Genomic DNA, 18,633 nt, shown 5'->3' with positions numbered 1-18,633 from the left:
CACGTACCGGTGGTGGGACTCGAACCCACACGCCCTCACGGGCAACCGATTTTGAGTCGGTCGCGTCTGCCATTCCGCCACACCGGCCCGCACGTCCGACATTGACCATACCGTAGGATTCAAACGTGACTGAGCTAGACCAGAACCCCTCGCCCACGCCCTCGACCCCGAGGCGCGTTGTCGTCGCGGAGGACGAGTCGCTCATCCGCCTCGATATCGTCGAGATTCTCCGTGACAACGGATACGACGTCGTCGGAGAGGCGGGGGACGGCGAAACGGCTGTTCAGCTCGCCACCGAACTGCGCCCCGATCTGGTGATCATGGACGTCAAGATGCCCATCATGGATGGCATCAGCGCAGCCGAGAAGCTGAACAAGAACCATGTCGCTCCCGTCGTGCTGCTGACGGCATTCAGCCAGAAAGAGCTCGTGGAGCGTGCCAGCGAGGCCGGCGCCCTGGCGTACGTGGTCAAGCCCTTCACGCCGAACGACCTCCTCCCGGCGATCGAGATCGCGCTGAGTCGGTACCAGCAGATCATCACGCTCGAGGCCGAGGTCGCCGACATGGTCGAGCGCTTCGAGACCCGCAAGCTCGTCGATCGGGCCAAGGGCCTCCTGAACGAGAAGATGGGCCTGTCGGAGCCCGAGGCTTTCCGCTGGATTCAGAAGGCTTCGATGGATCGCCGTCTGACGATGCAGGATGTCGCGAAGGCCATCATCGAGCAGTTGGCGTCGAAGAAGGCGTAGTCCTCTGCTGGGCGGGTCGCTTCGACAAGCTCAGCAACCGTTGAGCCCCACGGTCCCTGAGCCTGTCGAAGGGACCACGAGAGGCCTCACGACGCGGGCATGTCCTTGATGAGGTTCGTGATCCGGATCGTCGACAGGCGTCGGCCCTGGTCATCCGTCACCACGATCTCGTGCACCGCCACGCTGCGACCGACGTGGATCGGCGTGCAGGTACCGGTCACGAGTCCGGCGGTGGCCGAGCGGGTGTGCGTCGCATTGATGTCGAGTCCCACGGCCAGGCGGCCGGGACCGGCGAGAAGGTTCGCATGCATCGAACCGAGTGATTCGCCGAGCACGACGTAAGCGCCGCCGTGCATGAGCCCGACAGGTTGCGTGTTGCCCTCGACGGGCATCGTGGCGACCGCACGCTCCCGGGAGAACTCGACCCAGGCCATGCCCATCTTGTCGCCCAAGGCGCCGAATCCGCGTCGGTTGACCCATTCGAGCGGGTCCACGGCAGGAGCATCGGGCATGAGCCCTCCTTCATGAGCGAGGGCACGGTCGCGCCCGTGGGGACTGTCCGAACCGGTGGCTAGGCTGTGGGGGTGCCGGACTCCGAAAAGCCTACTCTCATGATCGTCGACGGCCATTCGCTGGCTTTCCGCGCGTTCTACGCGCTCCCGGTCGACAATTTCACCACCAAAGACCATCAGCACACGAACGCCATCTACGGCTTCCTGTCGATGTTCGTGAACCTGATCAAAGACCACAAACCGACGCACATCGCCGTCGCTTTCGATCTGTCCCGCACCTCGTTCCGTACCCGCGAGTATGCGGAGTACAAGGCGAATCGGTCCGAGACTCCTCCTGAGTTCTCGGGCCAGATCCCGTTGTTGCGCGACGCCCTCGACGCGATGGGCATCCCGATCGTGACGAAAGAGGACTACGAGGCGGACGACGTTCTCGCGACCCTTTCCACCCAGGGTGCGGCGCAGGGTTTCGATGTCTTGGTCGTCTCGGGCGACCGTGATTCGATTCAGCTGGTGACAGATGACGTCACGCTCCTGTACCCGTCGGTTCAGGGAGTTTCTCAACTCAAGCGCTACGACACCGCAGCGGTGATCGAGCGCTACGGCGTTCGTCCGGAGCAGTACCCGGACATCGCGGCGCTCGTCGGGGAGACGAGCGACAACCTGCCCGGCGTGCCGAAGGTCGGCGAGAAGACCGCGGTTAAGTGGCTGAACCAGTTCGGCTCGCTCGACGAGCTCCTCAGCAACGCAGACAAGGTCGGCGGCGTCGTCGGCAACAACCTGCGTGAGCACCTCGATGCGGTGCGGCGCAACCGCACCCTGAACCGCCTCGTCACGGACCTCGAGCTTCCGCTCGGACCCACGGATCTCGCCATGCAGCCGATCGACGCGCAGGCGGTGCGCGACATCTTCGCGCGCCTCGAGTTCCGCACCCTGTTGCCGCGCGTCTTCGAAGCCGTGGGTTTGGATGCCGAAGAGACCGCCGCCGCAGCCGCGCGCGAGCCAGGCGTGGCAGCCCCGACCGTGCGCGAAGTCACGGCCTCGGAAGCCGCGGACTGGGCGAACGCGCTCGCGCCCGAGGTATCCGTCGGCGTCGCCGTCACCCTGCAGTCGGGGATGCCGCACCGGGTGGGTCTCGCGACGACCGATGAGGCCCTGGAGCTAACGTGGACCGCGGATGCTCCCGGCTGGGATGCTTTGGGGGAGTGGTTCGCGGGGCCGGCACCCAAGGTGACCAACGATGCCAAGCCGCAGGTCAAGGCCCTTCGCCGCGCGGGATACTCCCTCGGCGGGCTCGCGTTCGACACGCTGCTGGCGGGTTGGCTGCTGCGCCCGAGCTTCCCCGACAAGACGCTCGCCGACCTCGTCGACCGGTACCTCGACGAGAAGCTGCCGGAGTCCGATCCGACCCAGCTCGTTCCCGAGACCGAGGGTGCCACCCCCGCACAGCTCGCCTGGTACACGCTGCGCGTCGCCGACGCCCTCGCCGACGACATGCCGGAGCCGGTCCGCGCGGTTCTGGACGACATCGAGCTGCCGACCCTTACGGCCCTGGCGGATCTCGAACTGGCGGGTGTTGCGGTCTCGCACACCAAGCTGTCGGAGTTCTCGGGAGAACTCGCGGCTCGTGCCGAGGGGATCGCGCAAGAGGCGTACGCAACCATCGGTCGTGAGGTCAACCTCGGGTCACCCAAACAGCTCCAAGAGGTGCTCTTCGAAGAGCTCGCCCTGCCGAAGACGCGAAAGACGAAGACGGGTTACTCCACGGATGCAGCCGTGCTCGCCGACCTGCAAGAGACGGCTCCGCACCCGTTCCTGAACCTTCTCCTGCAACACCGCGAAGCGACCAAGCTGCGACAGATCATCGAGTCGCTCGACACGGCGATCGCGGACGACGGGCGCATCCACACCACGTACCTGCAGACGGGCAGCCAGACGGGACGGCTCTCGAGCACGGACCCGAACCTGCAGAACATCCCCGTCCGCACCGAGGAGTCGCGCCGCATCCGCAGCGCATTCGAGGTCGGGACGGGGTACGAGGCTCTTCTCACGGCCGACTACTCGCAGATCGAGATGCGCATCATGGCGCACCTGTCGGAAGACCCCGGACTGATCGAGGCGTTCAACTCCGGCGAAGACCTGCACCGCTTCGTGGGTGCCCGCGTGTTCGGCGTCGAGCCTGCCGAGGTCACCCCGGCCATGCGCACGAAGGTCAAGGCGATGTCGTACGGACTGGTCTACGGGCTGTCGGCATTCGGACTGTCCAAGCAGCTTCGCATCGAGCAGAGCGAAGCCAAGCAGCTGATGATGGAGTACTTCGCGCGCTTCGGCGCCGTGCGGGACTACCTGCGCGCTTCGGTCGAGCAGGCCAAGATCGACGGGTACACGACGACCATCTTCGGCCGACGACGTCCGTTCCCGGATCTCTCCAGCCCGAACCGTGTGCTGCGTGAGAACGCCGAGCGCGCGGCCCTCAACGCGCCCATCCAGGGCAGCGCCGCCGACATCATGAAGATCGCGGTGCTCGACATCCACGCTGCCCTACGCGAGCAGGGCCTCGGGTCACGGGTCCTGATGCAGATCCACGACGAACTGGTCCTCGAGGTGGCGCCGGGGGAGTGGGATGCCGCGGAGCAGATCGTGCGGACCCGCATGGGCGGTGCCGCGAAGCTGTCGGTTCCCCTCGACGTGCAGATCGGTCGAGGTTCGGATTGGAACGAGGCCGCTCACTAGGCTCGAAGGATGACCGAAGCAACTCGCATGCCAACGCAGATCGACGCGATCGCCGAATCCTGGGTCGATACGCTCGCAGAGCTCTCGCCCACGCTCGGTACGTACATCGGACGGATGGAGCACGCCGACCGGTTCGATGACTTCTCGCCTGAGGGTCACGCTCGCTTCGCCGAAGAGGCGCGTCACACTCTGACTGCCCTCGATGCGGCGCAGCCCACGGATCCGATCGACGACATCACCCGCACCGACCTCTCGAGCGAGCTTCGTCTGGCGCTGGAGCTACACGACATCCGCTGGAACCTGCGCGACCTCAACGTGATCGCTTCCCCCGCGCAAGAGATCCGCGAGGTCTTCGACCTGATGCCCACATCCACTGCCGACGACTGGGAAGTCATCGCCCGCAGGCTGGGCGCTGTCAAGGGCGCGGTGGAGGGCTATACGGCGTCGCTCCGCGAAGGTGTGCGTCAGGGCATCGTGCCCGCCCGGCGACAGGTCGTCGAGGTGCTCACGCAGATCAGCCGCTACACAGCCGACAACGGCTTCTTCGCCGAGCTCGCCGGCGAAGCCGCGCCCGCGGAGGGACAACTCCCGGCATCTCTGGCCCGCGAACTGGCCGACCAGTCGGGCGCCGCCCGAGTCGCCTACGACCAGCTGGCGGAGTTCATGCGCGCAGAACTCGCGCCCGCCGCGGGTGAGGCAGACGCCGTGGGGCGCGAGGTCTACGCCCTGCATTCCCGACGCTTCCTGGGCGCCTCCATCGACCTCGACGAGACCTACGAATGGGGTACGGAAGAGCTCGCGCGCATGGTCGCCGAGCAGGAGTCCATCGCGCACGAGATCAGCCCCGGCGCGAGCGTCGAAGAAGCCGTCGCCCTGCTCGAGAAGGACCCGTCGCGCAAGCTGTACGGAACACAGGCGCTGCAGGAGTGGATGCAGGCAACGAGCGACCGAGCCGTCGCCGAGCTGGGCGCGACCCACTTCGACATCCCCGAGCAGATCCGCACGCTGGAGTGCATGATCGCTCCCACGCAAGAGGGCGGCATCTACTACACCGGCCCCACCGACGACTTCTCCCGACCCGGCCGCATGTGGTGGTCGGTGCCCGAGGGCGTCACCGAGTTCGACACCTGGCGCGAACTCACGACCGTCTATCACGAGGGCATCCCCGGCCACCATCTGCAGATCGGCCAGGCCGTCTACAACCGGGCCCAGTTGAACTCGTGGCGGCGTCTGCTCGCTGGGACATCGGGTCACGCCGAGGGATGGGCGCTCTACGCGGAACGCTTGATGCAGGACCTCGGGTATCTCGACGACCCGGCCGACCGGCTCGGGATGCTCGACGGACAGCGGATGCGTGCGGCCCGTGTCGTTCTCGACATCGGGGTCCACCTCGGCAAGGAGCGGCCGGACGGTCAAGGCATCTGGGATGCCGACTACGCACTCGCCTTCATGGGTCGGAACGTCAATATGCCGGATGAGTTCGTGCGTTTCGAAGTCAACCGCTACCTCGGATGGCCGGGACAGGCACCGTCCTACAAGGTCGGGCAGCGCATCTGGGAGCAGGTGCGCGACGACTACGCCGAGGCCCGGGGCACGGACTTCTCGATCAAGGAGTTCCACAAGCGCGCGCTCGACATGGGCGGCGTCGGCCTCGACACGCTGCGCACGGCTTTGCTGCGCGGCTGACCTCGAATCAGGGGCCGGAGATGGGACCCAGACCGGAGACAGAGTCCGTCGGGTCGACGGGAATGGTTGAGTGCGACATCCTGTTACATACATGTGAATAGAAAGGCGTGCCCATGACTCTCGAACTCGGTCTCGATACCTTCGGCGACATCACCCGCGGCTCCGACGGCTCTCTGGTCAGCGACGCTCAAACCATCCGTGACGTCGTCGACGAGGCGGTGCTTGCCGATCAGGTCGGCGTCTCTTTCATCGGCCTGGGGGAGCACCACCGTCGTGACTTCGCGATCACGAGTCCCGAGATCGTGCTCTCGGCGATCGCGGCCCGCACCGAGAACATTCGTCTGGGTACCGCCGTGACCGTGCTCTCGAGCGACGATCCCGTGCGCCTGTATGAGCGGTTCGCCACGCTCGACGCGATCTCGCGAGGCCGTGCCGAGATCATCCTCGGGCGCGGCTCGTTCATCGAGTCGTTCCCGCTGTTCGGCTACGAGCTGAGCGACTACGAGGTGCTGTTCGAAGAGAAGCTCGGGCTGGTCACCGAGCTGCTGAAAGAGAAGCCGGTCACCTGGCAGGGCACGACTCGTGCACCGCTCAACAACGCCGACGTCTTCCCCAAGACCGAGAACGGGCTCAAGGCCTGGATCGGGGTGGGCGGCAGTCCGGAGTCGGTCGTGCGGGCCGCGCGGCACGGGTTGGGCCTCATGCTGGCGATCATCGGGGGACCGGCCGACCGGTTCCGTCCGTTCGTCGAGCTCTACCACCGCTCGCTCACCGCGCTCGGCAGCGAGATGCTGCCGGTGGGCGTCCACTCGCCCGGCCACATCGCCGAGACCGACCAGCAGGCGTGGGAAGAGGCGTACCCGGGCTTCGAGGAGCTGAACAACACGATCGGTCGCGAGCGGGGTTGGCCCCCGTACAACCGGATGCGCTTCCAGCATGACGTCGGGCCCGAGGGCGCGACGTACGCCGGATCGCCGGAGACAGTGGCGCAGAAGATCGCGCAGACCGTCCGCACGCTCGGCATCTCGCGCTTCGACCTGAAGTACGCCTCGGGTTCGCTGTCGCACGACAAGCTCATGAAGAGCATCGAGCTCTACGGCACGCGTGTCATCCCGCGGGTGCACGAGCTGCTCGCCGAAGATCCGGGGCCGCACGCCGCTTAGCCCTCCCGGCTTTCCGTGTGCACAGCGACGCAGAATCCGCCCAACAGCGTCACCGAGACGCCGATCGGGGCCTTCGGGCGCGATTCTTGCGTCGTTGTGCCCGCTGGCTCGGTGAGCCGCGCCTCGCGGCGGGACGCCGCCACAATCGCGGCGCTTAGGCTGGGTCGGTGTCATCCGTACGTTACGTCGCGATCGGCGACTCCTTCACCGAGGGCGTCGGCGACGAGCTCCCCGACGGCACGACGCGCGGCTGGGCGGACCTGGTCGCTCAGGGATGGGCGAACGCGACCGCCGAGCCCATCGAGTACACGAACCTCGCCATCCGCGGCAAGCTCATCTGGCCGATCGTCCGCGAACAGCTCGAGCCCGCGCTGGCGCTGAAGCCGACGCATCTGTCGTTCAACGGCGGCGGCAACGACATGCTTCGTCCGCGCGCCGACATCGAGCACATCGCGGATGCCTTTACGCAGGTGCTCCGGCGCTGCGATGAGGAGAGTGTGACGCTCATCCTGCTCTCGGGCGCAGACCCGTCGCAGCAGCTTCCGCTCGGCCGCATGATCCGGCGTCGCGGCGATGCCCTGTCACGCGCAGTCCTTGCTCGGGCGAAGGGCCGTTCCGATATCGTCCGGGCACTCAACTGGCCCGACGCAGACCTCGGAACGCCTCCGTTCTGGTCGGAGGATCGGCTGCACATGAATGCTCGCGGCCACCACCGGGTGGCTGCTCGGGTGCTGGATGCACTCGGGCTCACCCCGCCCGCCGACTGGTGGGAACTCCCGTCGCTCGCGGCCGGAGGGCTGACGGGGCTCAGGTACTACCGCACGCATGTCGGACCGTGGATGCGTCGACGTATCACGCGCACGTCGTCCGGCGACGGCCGTGTGGCCAAGTATGCGGAGTGGGTGACGGTTCCTCCGCTCGGTTGAGCCGGCACCCCCGCGAGAGGACCCAACACGCCGCGCATCGGCGACGCGCACGGCGTGTTGCGTCCGTTCGCGGCGTCAGCAGCCGGGGCCTGCGGGGTCTTCGGCGCAGGTGCGCTGCACGAGTCCCGTCCGCACCACGACGACGCGGACGTCGTAGAACGCCGGAGCGGAGGTGACGGCCCCGGTGACCGGCCGCCACGTGCCCGTGCCGAAGTTCACGGCCGCGGTGTACACGACCCGCACTCCCGCGCGGTACGAGCCCGGGGCGCCGTAGACGTGACTGGTCGGGGTCGCCGTGTAGTCGGGAACGCCGAGGCGTGCCCAGCTCGATCCGCCCGTCGTCGTCGTGCGGCTCGTGCCGTCGCCGTGATCGAAACGGTACCCGGTTGGCGTGAAGCGCACGGTCACGTCGAACCCCAGCAGCGGCCCGCTTTGGAGCTGGACGGATGACGCTGCCACCAGATTCGTCGGCATCCCCACCACACCGAGACCCAGCGGTTCGCCCGTGACCGTCGGCAGAGCGGGAATGAATGAGCGCAGATCTTCGGCGGTCACATCGGGGAGCGTCACGACGCTGTAGAGCGGTCGGCACAGAGCCGAGTCACATTCCTCCTCGGCTGCCGGGGGAGTGGTGCCCGAACCGCCGCCGGACCCGCCCTCGCCGTTCGACGCGCCGGGGTTGCCCGGAGTGGTGACCCCGGCGCCGACGTCGACCTGGCTCCCGTCAGTTGTGGCGCTGCAGTAATCGAGCCATGGTCCGCCAGAGGCGCAGCTGCCGGCGGTAGACACAGGGAAACCAGCAAGCAGCGCAGCGGTGAGCGTGAGGACAACTAGCACGGCTGCACCGGTTCGTAGCCAACGAGGCTCTCGACCGCCAGCGCGAACTCCGTGTCGGGCGTATGTACGAACTCGACTTTGATCGATTGAAGATCGGGGCGATCGCCAGACACAACTGAAGCTCCAGCCGCGTCGAACACTTGGACAGCCGAGACGTCCAAGCAGACTCCAATGGCAGGCCTATCTGGGTTACCGCCCAGCCATTCCGTCCTCGACACTAGAGATCTTCCGCTGACCGTCCATCCATTGGCGTGCATCTGAGAGAACAGCTCACGCCCGTCCGCATCTGCGTCACCAGTCGTCCAGGCGTACACCGCCCCGAATGTCTCGGGGTCGGCGAGGTCCACCTGATTCAGCGCATCGACATACGCCCGATAGGTGGCTTCCGCCGCGGCGAAGGCCTCGGCCTCCGAACGGAAGGATGGGGTGGGCGTGGGCTCGATCACCGGATCGGCCGCGCACCCGGCGAGCAGCCCGGCGAGCAGGGCGGCGAGAGCCGCGACGACGAGGATCCGGGCGGGCCGCTGCACGCCCACACGCTAGCGCGGGGTGAAGCTCAGCGTCGGGACTTATCCACAGAGTAGGTCAGCTCGGCGAACTGACCGACCCGGCGCACTCCCTCGAGGCTCAGACGGTCCGATTCCAGCCGGCGGGGGAGTAGCGCCCGCCCCGACCCCAAAGTGACCGGGGCGACGCTCAGGACGATCTCGGTCAGGAGCCCCGCATCGGCGAACTGTCCGGCCAGGTCGCCGCCCCCGACGACCCAGACATCCTTCTCACCGGCCGCAGCGAGAATCTCGGCCCAGGTCTGGACGACATCACCCGATCGGAAGCGGATGTCGGCGCCGGGAACGGCTTCCAACGCCCGGCTCGTGAAGACGAACGTCGGACGGTTCGCGTAGAACTGCGCCCACCTCTCCGGATGATCGAGCAGTTGATCGTGGTCCACCACCCACAGGTAGGTCGTGGACCCCTCGACGAGGACGCCGATGCGATCCATGAACAAGTCGATGCCGGCCTCCGCTTCGGAAGCATCCGGTACGGCGAAAAGCCAGTCGAGGGAATCGGACGCATCCGCGATGAAGCCGTCGAACGTGGCGGCGGTGTAGTAGACGACCCGGGTCATCCTGCAAATGTACGAGGCGCAACCGACACCCGCTCGACGATGCGAAAGACGGTCTAGCGGATAAGGGCGCCCGACGATAGGGGGTGGGGTCAAACCCGGGAGATTGATACAGATAGAACATGCACAAAATCCACTACGCGGGCGATTCGATCGTGACCGGGTCGGAGATCGCCCGCGCACTGCTGGACTACGCACAGGCTTTGTCGCAAGTGACTGCATCGGCCACCGTCGAGGTGCCGACGATGGAAGAAGATGGCGAACAGGGTCGAGTCGAGCTCCTCATCGGACCCGCCAGCCAGCTGATCGCGCACGAGGTGCGTACGGACGAAGCGGACCTGGTCGATGACGAGCTCGTCGACAGGATGACCACGGAGGCGACGCGTCTGCGTCAGTTCGGCTGGCACACGCCGGCGGCGGCCGTTGTGCCGGTCGATCCCGAGCAGGAGTGGACGGACCTCGAAGAGTTCTGACACTCCGGACAAGCACGTCGCGACACTATGTGTTGACACAATAGTACAAACAGGAGCACAATAGGGGAGTGGACAGCTTCCTCACGATCGAACCCACCGCAGCCACACCGCCTTTCGAACAGCTGCGAATCCAACTCATCGGCGCCATCGAGACGGGAAGACTGGTGCCGGGAGAACGGCTGCCGACGGTGAGACGGCTCGCGGAAGATCTCGGCATCGCCGCGGGGACGGTCGCGCGGGCGTATCGCGAGCTCGAGGCATCCGGTTTCATCGAGACTCGGGGCAGAAACGGCACGTTCGTGTCACCGCATGGCGACGCCGCTCATCGCGAAGCACAGCGCGCGGCGATGGTGTTCGCCGACCAGATTCGCGCCCTGCACTTCGACACGGAAGAAGCGATGTCACTCGTGGCGGCAGCGCTGCAGACGGAAACGCGGACGGATGCGCCGACCTGACCTCGACGACCTACGTGCTCAGTCGGGGAGAACAGTCGGCAGTCGGTTCTCTACGAACTGACATAATGTGCATTATCGGCGTTTACCAAGAGTCGTCAGAAGAGGCTCAGCCGCCGAACTCAGACTGAATGATCACCGGTGTCTGATTCACGGCACACGCTTCGCCGATCGGGCCGGTCAGTTCCTGAGCAGCCGCCGTCGTCACGGCCGATCCCACCGCACGGGTCGGATCGGACACCGCCCGCGACATTCGAGCAAACTCTTCGCGCAACGACGATTCAGCCGTGTTCGCGAGGTCTTCGAGTTCAGCGGACGCCGCGTCCACGCGCAAAGCCCACTCGGTCTCGTCGAACGCGTTGTATTGCGTGTATCCGGTGTCGGCGTTCAGGAGTGCGCTGTACACATCGGAGAACCGCGTACAGTCCGACGTCAGCGCAGCGTCGACGACGAACTCATCGGTGGAGAATTCCGTTGTGGCCACCCACGCGACACCGTCGGCGACGAACACGCCGAGGGTCGGTCCTGTCTTCGCCGTAATGGGCCATGTGAGCTCGCTCTCGCCGTCACAGGTACCGGACAGCGGAGCTTGTCCGAGCATCATCGAGTCCCCGAGCTCCAGGGAGAAGGGTTCACCGCCGTCGCATTCGAACGTCACGGCCACGGAGCGCGCTTCCGCCGGAATCGGCAAGTCCACTCCCGGGAACCCGGTCGGCCCCACACCAGAGATCGCATCGTCGACGGCGACGGATGGTTCGGGTTCCGGCAGCCCCGACAGCTCCCCTGAGCCCGCGTCATCCGTTGCACACCCGCTCAATCCCAGTGCAACCGCGGCCACGAAGAGTGAGACGGATGACCGCATCCGTCTCACACCGTTCGCCGACCAGGACGTCTGCGTTCGCCGCGTACCGTTCCTCATCTCAGGTTGCGCGCAACTCGGCGAGGGCTGAGAAGGTCATCCGCGGCGGGTCCTCCCCGGTCATCACGGTAGCGAGAGTCTTCGTGCATGATCGGCAGCGGACGATCGCGACGGCCCCGTCGATCTCCACCCAAGCCTCGGCGATCGGCGCGGCCGAGCCACACGCACCGCAGACCGCGATCATCTCGGTCGGTTCGCCGCCGAACAGTCGCTCGAGGGCGCCGGCCAGGACGTTGCCGTCGACGTAGTCCGCGTGGGCCGCACGCCTGTGTGGATCCATCATCCGCCCCCGAATCTCTCGGTCTTGATGCGCGCAGGATCGTGCCCGAGCTCGACGAGCCTGCGCGCGACGACCTCGACGAACGCCGTCGGCCCGCACACGTACACGGTCGGAGCATCCGACGCGGGAAGAACGGCGGCGGCGATCGTCTCCGCGTTCAGCCGGCCGACGACTCCCGGCCAGCCTTCGGGGGCGTGCTGCGTGAAAGCCCAGGTCAGCTCGAGCCCCTGCTCCCCCAGCGCCATCAGGTCATCACGATATATCGCATCTTCGGGGGACTTCACCGAGTACAGCAGCCGGAACGTTTGCCCGGTAACCGCGGCGGCCCGAGCGCGGGCGATCGCGCGGAGCGGAACGATCCCCGATCCTCCCGCGATGAGTTGCACGGGGGATGCGTCGTCCTCGCGCCAGACGAAGTACCCGCCCAGCGGGCCGAGGATCTCGAGATGATCGCCCGGCTGTGCGTCGAACGCGAGGTACGGCGACACCTCACCCTCGGGGTGCGCGTCGACCGCGAGCTCGATCCGCTCCCCCGGCCCGGATGTGCCCAGAGAATATGAGCGCACAGCCTGGTAGCCATCCTCGGCGGTGAGTCGAACGTCCACGTGCTGGCCGGGCAGATTACCGCCCCAACCGGGCACTTCTACGCCTAGCAGCCGTGCGTTGGGCGTCACCATCGTCACGTCGGCGACCCGCGCCACGGCCCACGTTCGCGGGGTCACCAATAGCGTTCCTCGGTCCACGGGTCACCGTGCGTGTGGTAGCCGTTCTGCTCCCAGAATCCCGGGTCGTCGTGCGCCTGCATCGTTATGCCGCGCACCCACTTCGCGCTCTTCCAGAAGTACAGATGCGGCACGAGCAGACGCGCGGGACCACCGTGTTCGGGGTCGAGCGGTTCTCCATCGAAGTCGAACGCGATCCAGGCCTTTCCGCCCAGCAGATCCTCGAGTGCGAGGTTCGTCGTGTAACCGCCGTACGAGTGGACCATCACGTACTTCTCGGCCGTGTCGATGCCGGCGAACAGCGTGTCGACCGACACACCGCGCCAGGTCGTCTCGAGCTTCGACCACCGCGTGACGCAATGGATGTCGGTGTGCACGTCCTCGATCGGCAGGTCATGGATCTCGTCCCATGACCAGTTGGTGACGACACCTGTCTCCGTCCCGATCGAGAAGGTCCACTCCGCCGTGTCGATCTGGGGGGTCGGGCCCGCGGAGAGAACGGGGAAGTCCGCCGTCAGGTACTGCCCGGGCGGAAGGCGCGGGTCGCTCTCGCGCCGCCGCTCTCCGAATCCCCGCGAGAAGATCGCCACGTCAGCCTCCCGTCACGCCCGGAACGGGCAATCCAGTCTGCCCTGTGCGGGCAACTCCGAGCCACAGCGTATCCGAGCGCGCCGACCCCTGGCACAGCCGCTTGTCGCAAATCGTTACGCTCGAGAGGTGACCCCCCCACGCGCGCGGCGCCCCTTCGCTTCGGGCCCGGCGCGATGAGCGGCATTCTGACCGGCTTCGCGGTCGTCGGGCTCGCGATCGCTCTGGGTTACGTGCTCGGACGCCAGGGACTGCTCGGCGAGCACGCGCGATTCGTCCTCTCGCGATTGACGTTCTTCGTCCTCTCCCCCTTTCTGCTCTTCGTCGTCCTCGCCGAGGCAGACATCCCCACGCTCTTCTCGGCCCTCCTGCCGGTTTCGGCGCTCACCGCGGTATCGATGTTCGCGGTCTACGGCGTGATCGCACGGGTGCTGTGGCGACGCGGGCTCGGCGACACCGTGGTCGGCGCACTGGGCTCCGGATACGTCAACGCCAACAACATCGGAATCCCGATCGCGCTGTACCTGTTGGGCAACGCTGCCTTCTCGGCCCCGGTGATCCTGGCGCAGCTGCTGGTCTTCATGCCGATCGCGCTCGTGCTGCTGGACGCATCGACGAGCGCATCGGCGCCGTCCGTCGGCCGCATCCTCAAGCAGACCGCCCGAAACCCCATGCTGATCGGCGCGGCTCTCGGCGTCGTCGTGGCGCTCACCGGCGTCCGCCTGCCGCCGGTGGTGTGGGAGCCGATCGCACTGATCGCTGGGGCATGCGTCCCCATCCTGCTGATCTCGTACGGACTCTCGCTTCCCGGGTCTCGGGTGCTGACGGCGAAGGGGCGTCGCCGCGACATCCTGTTGGCGAGCGGGCTCAAACTTGTCGCGATGCCGCTCGTCGCGTGGGCGCTCGCGCAATTCGTCTTCGCTCTCCCCCGCGACCAGGTCCTGGCCGTCGTCGTGTTGGCCGCGCTACCGACCGCGCAGAACGTCTTCAATTTCGCGCAGCGATACGACGTCGGCGAACGGATCGCTCGCGACACGATCTTCCTGACGACGATCGGATGCATCCCCGTGCTGCTCGTGGTCGCGCTCCTGCTGTCGTAGTTCCGCATCGACACGCCAGTAACAAGCACGTGATCTCGGGGCTCGACAGCGCTAATCTGGTGTCTCACAGGTATTTCCCAGAAAGGACGCTCCCATGTCCACCGACATCCCCGTCGAAAAGGCCGCTGTCAACGGCATTCGCACCGCCCTCGGTCTGAGCGGCGCGATCGCCCTCATCGTCGGCATCCTCATCCTCGTCTGGCCCGGCCGGACGGCCATCGTCGTCACCGCCATCATCGCCGTCTACGCCGTCATCGGCGGTCTCGTATATGCCGGTCTCGGCATCTTCTCCAAGTCCATGGGCGGATGGTCCCGCGTCGGACACATCGCGCTCGGCGTGCTCTACGTCGTCGCGGGCATCATCGCGTTCTTCAACCTGGGCATGACCGCCGCTTGGCTCGCACTTTTCCTCGGCGTCCTCGTAGGCATCATGTGGATCGTCGAGGGCGTCGTCGCACTCACGACCCTCGGCGGCTCCGCACCCAAGGGATGGACGATCTTCTTCGCGATCATCAGCATCATCGCGGGTATCGTTCTGCTCTTCTCGCCGCTCTGGGGTGCTCTCGTGCTCTGGTGGCTGCTCGGCATCTCGCTGGTCGTGCTCGGCATCATCCAGATCGTCCGCGCCTTCAGCTTCAAGTCTCTCTAGGCGCCCACCGGTCGATCGAACGCGAAAAGCGCGCATCCCCTCGTTCGGGATGCGCGCTTTTCGTTCGTCCGATCAGACGAAGTCGCTGGTGTCCCCGACCAGGCGCGTGTTGTCCTCGGGAATCGGGTCGACAGCCGCCCGGGCGATTTCAGCGGCGAACTCGCCCACGTTGTAGAGCTTGCCGGCGGACTCGCGACGAGAAGCGATGGCGCCCGGGTTCGCGCGCTCGAGGAGGGTCGCGGTGATCGTGCCCTCGATCATGTCGCCGGACACCACGACGAACTCGATACCGCGCTCGGTCAGGTCGGGGATCAACTCGCGCAGAGCGTCCTCTCCGGCGCGCTTCGACAAAGCGACGGGCTCGTACTCGGGCATCGTCGGAGTCGTCCGGATGAAATGCGCCTGGTGGCTCGTCACGAACACGACACGAGAACCCGCACCGAGCAACGGCAGGGCGCGCTGCAGCGCACCGACCTGGGCATCACGGTTCAACAGAAGCGCGTAGTCCTCGCCCATTCCGCTCTCCATACCGCCCGAGGCGTTCAGGACCAGGATGTCCAGCCCACCGAACTCCCGCTCGACCTCGGCGTACATCGTGCCGACCGAGTCGGCGTCGGTGAGGTCTGCACCGATGACGAGCGCTCGAACACCGAGCTCGCGGACCTCTGCGGCGAGCTTTTCGGCGCGGGGCGCCTTGTTGCGGAAGTTGATGACGACATCCGCGCCCGCCTCGGCGAGATAACGAACCGTATCGGCGCCGATTCCGCGGGAGGAACCCGTCACAAGCACCCGCTTTCCTGCGAGCGAACCGGGTGCGAGGGGCTGTGACATGCGTACTCCTGGGGTGGCGAGGTGAGACGCTCTCGACCCTACCAAGCGGGCATCGATCGCCCGTCGTTTCGGCAGATCCCCCGGCCTTTCGGCGATACCCGCGTGCTAGGTTGATTGAGGAGGAGGCCTACCGTGGAACTCATCCAGAACATCGAGCAGTTCGCGTGGATCGGATGGATCGTTCTGATCCTCGTCTTCTTCACGATCGAGACTCTGACGCTCGAGATGACCTTTCTGATGCTCGGACTCGGCGGTCTCGCGGGCCTGGCATCGGACCTCGTAGGTGCGCCGCTCTGGCTCCAGGTCATCATCGCCGCCGCTGTCGCCGCTCTTCTGCTTCTCGTGCTTCGGCCGCCACTCCTGCGCCGCCTGCGCCGTGGCGAGGATCCCGTCCTCAGCAATGTCGATGCACTCCGCGGCATGCTCGGCGTCGTCGTCGCCACCGTCGGCCCGATGGGCGGACAGGTCCGCCTCGCGAACGGCGAAACGTGGTCGGCACGCGCAGCGACGGCGATCGAGATCACTCCCGGCGTGGCGGTCACCGTCGCCCTGATCGACGGGGCTACGGCCGTCGTCCAACCGGTGGAAACAACGCAAGCAATCCAGGAGGACTTCCCCGCATGATCGAGGACATCATCCCCACCGCAATCGGCTGGGCGCTCGCGCTCGTCGTCTTCATCTTTGTGGTCGTGGTGATCGTGCGGTCCATCCGCATCATCCCGCAGGCCTCTGCTGGGGTCGTCGAACGGCTGGGCCGGTACCACCGCACCCTGATGCCGGGCCTGAACGTGCTCGTTCCGTTCATCGATCGGGTACGCCCGCTCATCGACCTGCGCGAGCAAGTCGTCTCGTTCCCCCCTCAGCCCGTCATCACCGAAGACAACCTCGTCGTGTCGATCGACACCGTCATCTACTTCCAGGTGACCGACCCGCGCGCAGCGACGTACGAGATCAACAATTACCTCGGCGCCGTCGAACAGCTCACGACCACGACGCTCCGTAACGTCGTCGGTGGCTTGAACCTCGAAGAAGCGCTGACGAGCCGCGACGAGATCAACCAGAAACTCCGCATCGTCTTGGATGAGGCCACGGGCAAATGGGGCATCCGCGTCGGTCGTGTCGAGCTCAAGGCCATCGACCCGCCCGTCTCGATCCAGGACTCGATGGAGAAGCAGATGCGCGCCGAGCGTGACCGTCGCGCACTCATCCTGACCGCCGAGGGAACGAAGCAGTCCGCGATCCTCACGGCCGAGGGTGCGCGGCAGGCAGAGATCCTGCGCGCCGAGGGCGACAAGGCCGCGGCGGTCCTGCGTGCCGAGGGTGAGGCCGAGGCCATCCAGACCGTCTTCCACGCCATCCACGTGGGCGACGCGGACGAGAAGCTGTTGGCGTACCAGTACCTCCAGATGCTGCCCAAGATCAGCGAAGGCGAGTCGAACAAGCTCTGGATCATCCCGAGCGAGTTCACGGCGGCACTGAGTGGCATCACGAGCGCCTTCGGCGTGAAGCCTGCGGCATCAGCACCGCCTACTCCCCCGTCGTCGAATAGTCCCGTTCCGCCTCTCGCCTGACCCGTTTCTCGTGAGCCACCCCTGGTTCGCCGGTGCAGGCACGCCGCGTGTGCTCGCCCATCGCGGGCTCGTGACGCCGAGCATGGCGCGTGAGGGCGTCGCCGAGAACTCCTTCGCCGCTCTGGCGCAGGCGCACTCGGCCGGCGTGCTCTACGTCGAATCCGACTGCCATGTCACTCGCGACGGGGTCGTCGTGTTGTTCCACGACAGTGACCTGAAACGGGTGACAGGCGACCCCCGCCCGATCGCGAGTGTCGAGGTGAGTGAGCTCAGCGATCTGATGGCATCGCGCGGTGGTCTCGCCACTCTTGCGCAGGCGCTCGACGCGTTTCCCACCCTGCGGTTCAACCTGGACGTCAAGGCGCCGGGGGCGGCAAGGTCCGTGGGACGCGAGGTCGCCGCCCACGGCGCGCGAGTGCTGCTCACGAGCTTCTCTGATCGCAGGCGCCTCGCCGCGATGTCCACAGCCCGCTCTACGGCCGCTGTCGTGCAGCCTGCGACATCCGCGGGTACTGCCACAATCGCCCGCCTCGTCGCCGCGGTGGCGCTCGGTTCATCGCGCGCTGCAACCCGACTCTTCGCGGGAGTGGACGCCATCCAGATCCCCGAACGCCACGGGCGCTTCCCCGTCCTCACCCCGCGTCTCGTCCGAGCGGCGCACGCGGCGGGTGTGGAGGTGCACGTCTGGACAGTGAACGACCCGGCGGACATGCGCCGTCTCGTGGGACGAGGAGTAGACGGGATCGTCACAGACAGGGCCGACGTCGCCCTCGACACCATCGGATAGGCAGGGAGAACACGCGGGCCGTGACTCTGTGCGTTGACTGGGAATGACGCGCACGCACGGCCCGTTCGGATGATCCACCCAGGTCATGACGTTATACCGGAGGAAGGAGTCAAACGACTCCGTCAAACCCACGCCGAGGAGACCACACGATGGCAGATCGCAGCCTACGGGGCATGCGTCTCGGCGCCCAGAGCCTACAGAGCGAAGAGGGCGTCGTATTCATGGAGCGCACGGAGTACACCTACGCGTGTACCGTGTGCGAACGACAGACGAAGCTGGTGTTCGCGGCCGACGCCGAAGCACCGGAGGCCTGGGAGTGCCGCACATGCGGTGCCGAGGCCGCGCTGGTCGTCGACAACGAGGCCGTGACGATCGATCACAGCGCCGACAAGATCCCGCGCACGCACTGGGACATGCTGCTCGAGCGCCGTACCCGGGCCGAGCTCGAGGAACTCCTCGAGGAGCGTCTCGCGTACCTGCGGGCACGCCGCGGCGCCGGCCAGAACCCCGACAGCCTGCTGCTCGGGGCATAGCCCAC

Annotated in this window: 22 protein-coding genes and 1 tRNA gene; 13 read left to right on the top strand and 10 right to left on the bottom strand. The window is 66.4% G+C overall.

Going from position 1 to position 18,633, the window contains the following annotated elements:
* Positions 1-4: 4 nt before the first annotated feature.
* A tRNA-Leu gene (locus ACIQ0W_RS02805) sits at positions 5-87 on the bottom strand.
* A 38-nt stretch (positions 88-125) separates the two neighbouring features.
* On the opposite strand from ACIQ0W_RS02805, the gene ACIQ0W_RS02800 reads away from it, so the two are divergent.
* A complete protein-coding gene (locus tag ACIQ0W_RS02800) occupies positions 126-746 on the top strand; it encodes an ANTAR domain-containing response regulator (RefSeq protein ID WP_396641345.1) in 621 nt (206 codons plus the stop codon).
* 86 nt (positions 747-832) lie between these two features.
* On the opposite strand, the gene ACIQ0W_RS02795 is transcribed toward ACIQ0W_RS02800, so the two are convergent.
* A complete protein-coding gene (locus ACIQ0W_RS02795) occupies positions 833-1,258 on the bottom strand; it encodes a hotdog fold thioesterase (RefSeq protein ID WP_396641344.1) in 426 nt (141 codons plus the stop codon).
* A 72-nt stretch (positions 1,259-1,330) separates the two neighbouring features.
* Between ACIQ0W_RS02795 and polA the strand changes: the two genes are divergently transcribed.
* The 4 genes from polA (at position 1,331) to ACIQ0W_RS02775 (ending at position 7,763) form a co-directional block, all read left to right on the top strand.
* Complete coding sequence (gene polA / locus ACIQ0W_RS02790) at positions 1,331-3,988, top strand: DNA polymerase I (RefSeq protein WP_396641343.1); 2,658 nt, start codon at positions 1,331-1,333, stop codon at positions 3,986-3,988.
* Between the two features lie 9 nt (positions 3,989-3,997).
* The gene (locus tag ACIQ0W_RS02785) at positions 3,998-5,674 is read left to right on the top strand and encodes a DUF885 domain-containing protein (protein ID WP_396641342.1); all 1,677 of its coding nucleotides are present in this window, start codon (positions 3,998-4,000) and stop codon (positions 5,672-5,674) included.
* 113 nt (positions 5,675-5,787) lie between these two features.
* Positions 5,788-6,837, top strand: coding sequence for an LLM class flavin-dependent oxidoreductase (locus ACIQ0W_RS02780; RefSeq protein ID WP_396641341.1), 1,050 nt, complete (start codon positions 5,788-5,790; stop codon positions 6,835-6,837).
* Between the two features lie 167 nt (positions 6,838-7,004).
* Positions 7,005-7,763 (top strand): SGNH/GDSL hydrolase family protein, encoded by a 759-nt coding sequence (locus tag ACIQ0W_RS02775; RefSeq protein WP_396641340.1) that lies wholly within the window; start codon positions 7,005-7,007, stop codon positions 7,761-7,763.
* 75 nt (positions 7,764-7,838) lie between these two features.
* Here the strand turns inward: ACIQ0W_RS02775 and ACIQ0W_RS02770 are convergent, their stop codons facing one another.
* Genes ACIQ0W_RS02770 through ACIQ0W_RS02760 form a run of 3 tightly spaced genes read right to left on the bottom strand, consistent with a single transcriptional unit; the run spans position 7,839 to position 9,726 of the window.
* Positions 7,839-8,552, bottom strand: coding sequence for a hypothetical protein (locus ACIQ0W_RS02770; RefSeq protein ID WP_396641339.1), 714 nt, complete (start codon positions 8,550-8,552; stop codon positions 7,839-7,841).
* A 41-nt stretch (positions 8,553-8,593) separates the two neighbouring features.
* Positions 8,594-9,130 carry a hypothetical protein gene (locus ACIQ0W_RS02765; protein WP_396641338.1) on the bottom strand — a complete coding sequence of 179 codons (537 nt, stop codon included), beginning with the start codon at positions 9,128-9,130 and terminating at the stop codon, positions 8,594-8,596.
* Between the two features lie 26 nt (positions 9,131-9,156).
* Positions 9,157-9,726, bottom strand: a complete 570-nt coding sequence (locus ACIQ0W_RS02760; RefSeq protein ID WP_396641337.1) for a dihydrofolate reductase family protein — start codon at positions 9,724-9,726, stop codon at positions 9,157-9,159.
* A gap of 119 nt (positions 9,727-9,845) precedes the next feature.
* Here ACIQ0W_RS02760 and ACIQ0W_RS02755 point away from each other — a divergent pair, with 119 nt between their 5' ends.
* The gene (locus ACIQ0W_RS02755; RefSeq protein WP_396641336.1) at positions 9,846-10,196 is read left to right on the top strand and encodes a hypothetical protein; all 351 of its coding nucleotides are present in this window, start codon (positions 9,846-9,848) and stop codon (positions 10,194-10,196) included.
* Between the two features lie 68 nt (positions 10,197-10,264).
* Entirely contained in the window at positions 10,265-10,651 is a 387-nt protein-coding gene (locus tag ACIQ0W_RS02750) for a GntR family transcriptional regulator (RefSeq protein ID WP_396641335.1), read from the top strand.
* Between the two features lie 106 nt (positions 10,652-10,757).
* On the opposite strand, the gene ACIQ0W_RS02745 is transcribed toward ACIQ0W_RS02750, so the two are convergent.
* Genes ACIQ0W_RS02745 through ACIQ0W_RS02730 form a run of 4 tightly spaced genes read right to left on the bottom strand, consistent with a single transcriptional unit; the run spans position 10,758 to position 13,159 of the window.
* Positions 10,758-11,510: a hypothetical protein gene (locus ACIQ0W_RS02745; RefSeq protein WP_396641334.1), complete on the bottom strand. Its 753-nt coding sequence runs from the start codon at positions 11,508-11,510 to the stop codon at positions 10,758-10,760.
* Between the two features lie 58 nt (positions 11,511-11,568).
* Positions 11,569-11,850, bottom strand: a complete 282-nt coding sequence (locus tag ACIQ0W_RS02740; protein ID WP_396641333.1) for a DUF6510 family protein — start codon at positions 11,848-11,850, stop codon at positions 11,569-11,571.
* Positions 11,847-12,569, bottom strand: coding sequence for an FAD-binding oxidoreductase (locus tag ACIQ0W_RS02735; RefSeq protein WP_396641332.1), 723 nt, complete (start codon positions 12,567-12,569; stop codon positions 11,847-11,849). Before ACIQ0W_RS02735 ends, ACIQ0W_RS02740 begins: the two co-directional genes overlap by 4 nt.
* Complete coding sequence (locus tag ACIQ0W_RS02730; protein ID WP_396641331.1) at positions 12,566-13,159, bottom strand: sulfite oxidase-like oxidoreductase; 594 nt, start codon at positions 13,157-13,159, stop codon at positions 12,566-12,568. Before ACIQ0W_RS02730 ends, ACIQ0W_RS02735 begins: the two co-directional genes overlap by 4 nt.
* Positions 13,160-13,333: 174 nt before the next feature.
* On the opposite strand from ACIQ0W_RS02730, the gene ACIQ0W_RS02725 reads away from it, so the two are divergent.
* Positions 13,334-14,257 carry an AEC family transporter gene (locus tag ACIQ0W_RS02725; protein WP_396641330.1) on the top strand — a complete coding sequence of 308 codons (924 nt, stop codon included), beginning with the start codon at positions 13,334-13,336 and terminating at the stop codon, positions 14,255-14,257.
* 94 nt (positions 14,258-14,351) lie between these two features.
* Positions 14,352-14,906, top strand: coding sequence for an HdeD family acid-resistance protein (locus tag ACIQ0W_RS02720; protein ID WP_396641329.1), 555 nt, complete (start codon positions 14,352-14,354; stop codon positions 14,904-14,906).
* A 72-nt stretch (positions 14,907-14,978) separates the two neighbouring features.
* Here the strand turns inward: ACIQ0W_RS02720 and ACIQ0W_RS02715 are convergent, their stop codons facing one another.
* Positions 14,979-15,737, bottom strand: coding sequence for an SDR family oxidoreductase (locus ACIQ0W_RS02715; protein ID WP_396641328.1), 759 nt, complete (start codon positions 15,735-15,737; stop codon positions 14,979-14,981).
* Between the two features lie 132 nt (positions 15,738-15,869).
* Here ACIQ0W_RS02715 and ACIQ0W_RS02710 point away from each other — a divergent pair, with 132 nt between their 5' ends.
* From ACIQ0W_RS02710 to ACIQ0W_RS02695, 4 genes are all read left to right on the top strand, one after another.
* Complete coding sequence (locus tag ACIQ0W_RS02710; protein WP_396641327.1) at positions 15,870-16,361, top strand: NfeD family protein; 492 nt, start codon at positions 15,870-15,872, stop codon at positions 16,359-16,361.
* The gene (locus tag ACIQ0W_RS02705; protein WP_396641326.1) at positions 16,358-17,308 is read left to right on the top strand and encodes an SPFH domain-containing protein; all 951 of its coding nucleotides are present in this window, start codon (positions 16,358-16,360) and stop codon (positions 17,306-17,308) included. The genes ACIQ0W_RS02710 and ACIQ0W_RS02705 overlap by 4 nt, the downstream gene beginning before the upstream one ends.
* Positions 17,309-17,318: 10 nt before the next feature.
* Positions 17,319-18,095 carry a glycerophosphodiester phosphodiesterase family protein gene (locus ACIQ0W_RS02700; protein WP_396641325.1) on the top strand — a complete coding sequence of 259 codons (777 nt, stop codon included), beginning with the start codon at positions 17,319-17,321 and terminating at the stop codon, positions 18,093-18,095.
* A 149-nt stretch (positions 18,096-18,244) separates the two neighbouring features.
* Positions 18,245-18,628 carry an RNA polymerase-binding protein RbpA gene (locus ACIQ0W_RS02695; protein WP_396641324.1) on the top strand — a complete coding sequence of 128 codons (384 nt, stop codon included), beginning with the start codon at positions 18,245-18,247 and terminating at the stop codon, positions 18,626-18,628.
* Positions 18,629-18,633: the final 5 nt, after the last annotated feature.

The sequence above is a fragment of the Microbacterium sp. genome (assembly GCF_044340635.1).
Lineage (GTDB): Bacteria > Actinomycetota > Actinomycetes > Actinomycetales > Microbacteriaceae > Microbacterium.
The sequence above is the reverse complement of the archived record's forward strand: the minus strand, read 5'-3'. Positions and strand labels throughout refer to the sequence as shown.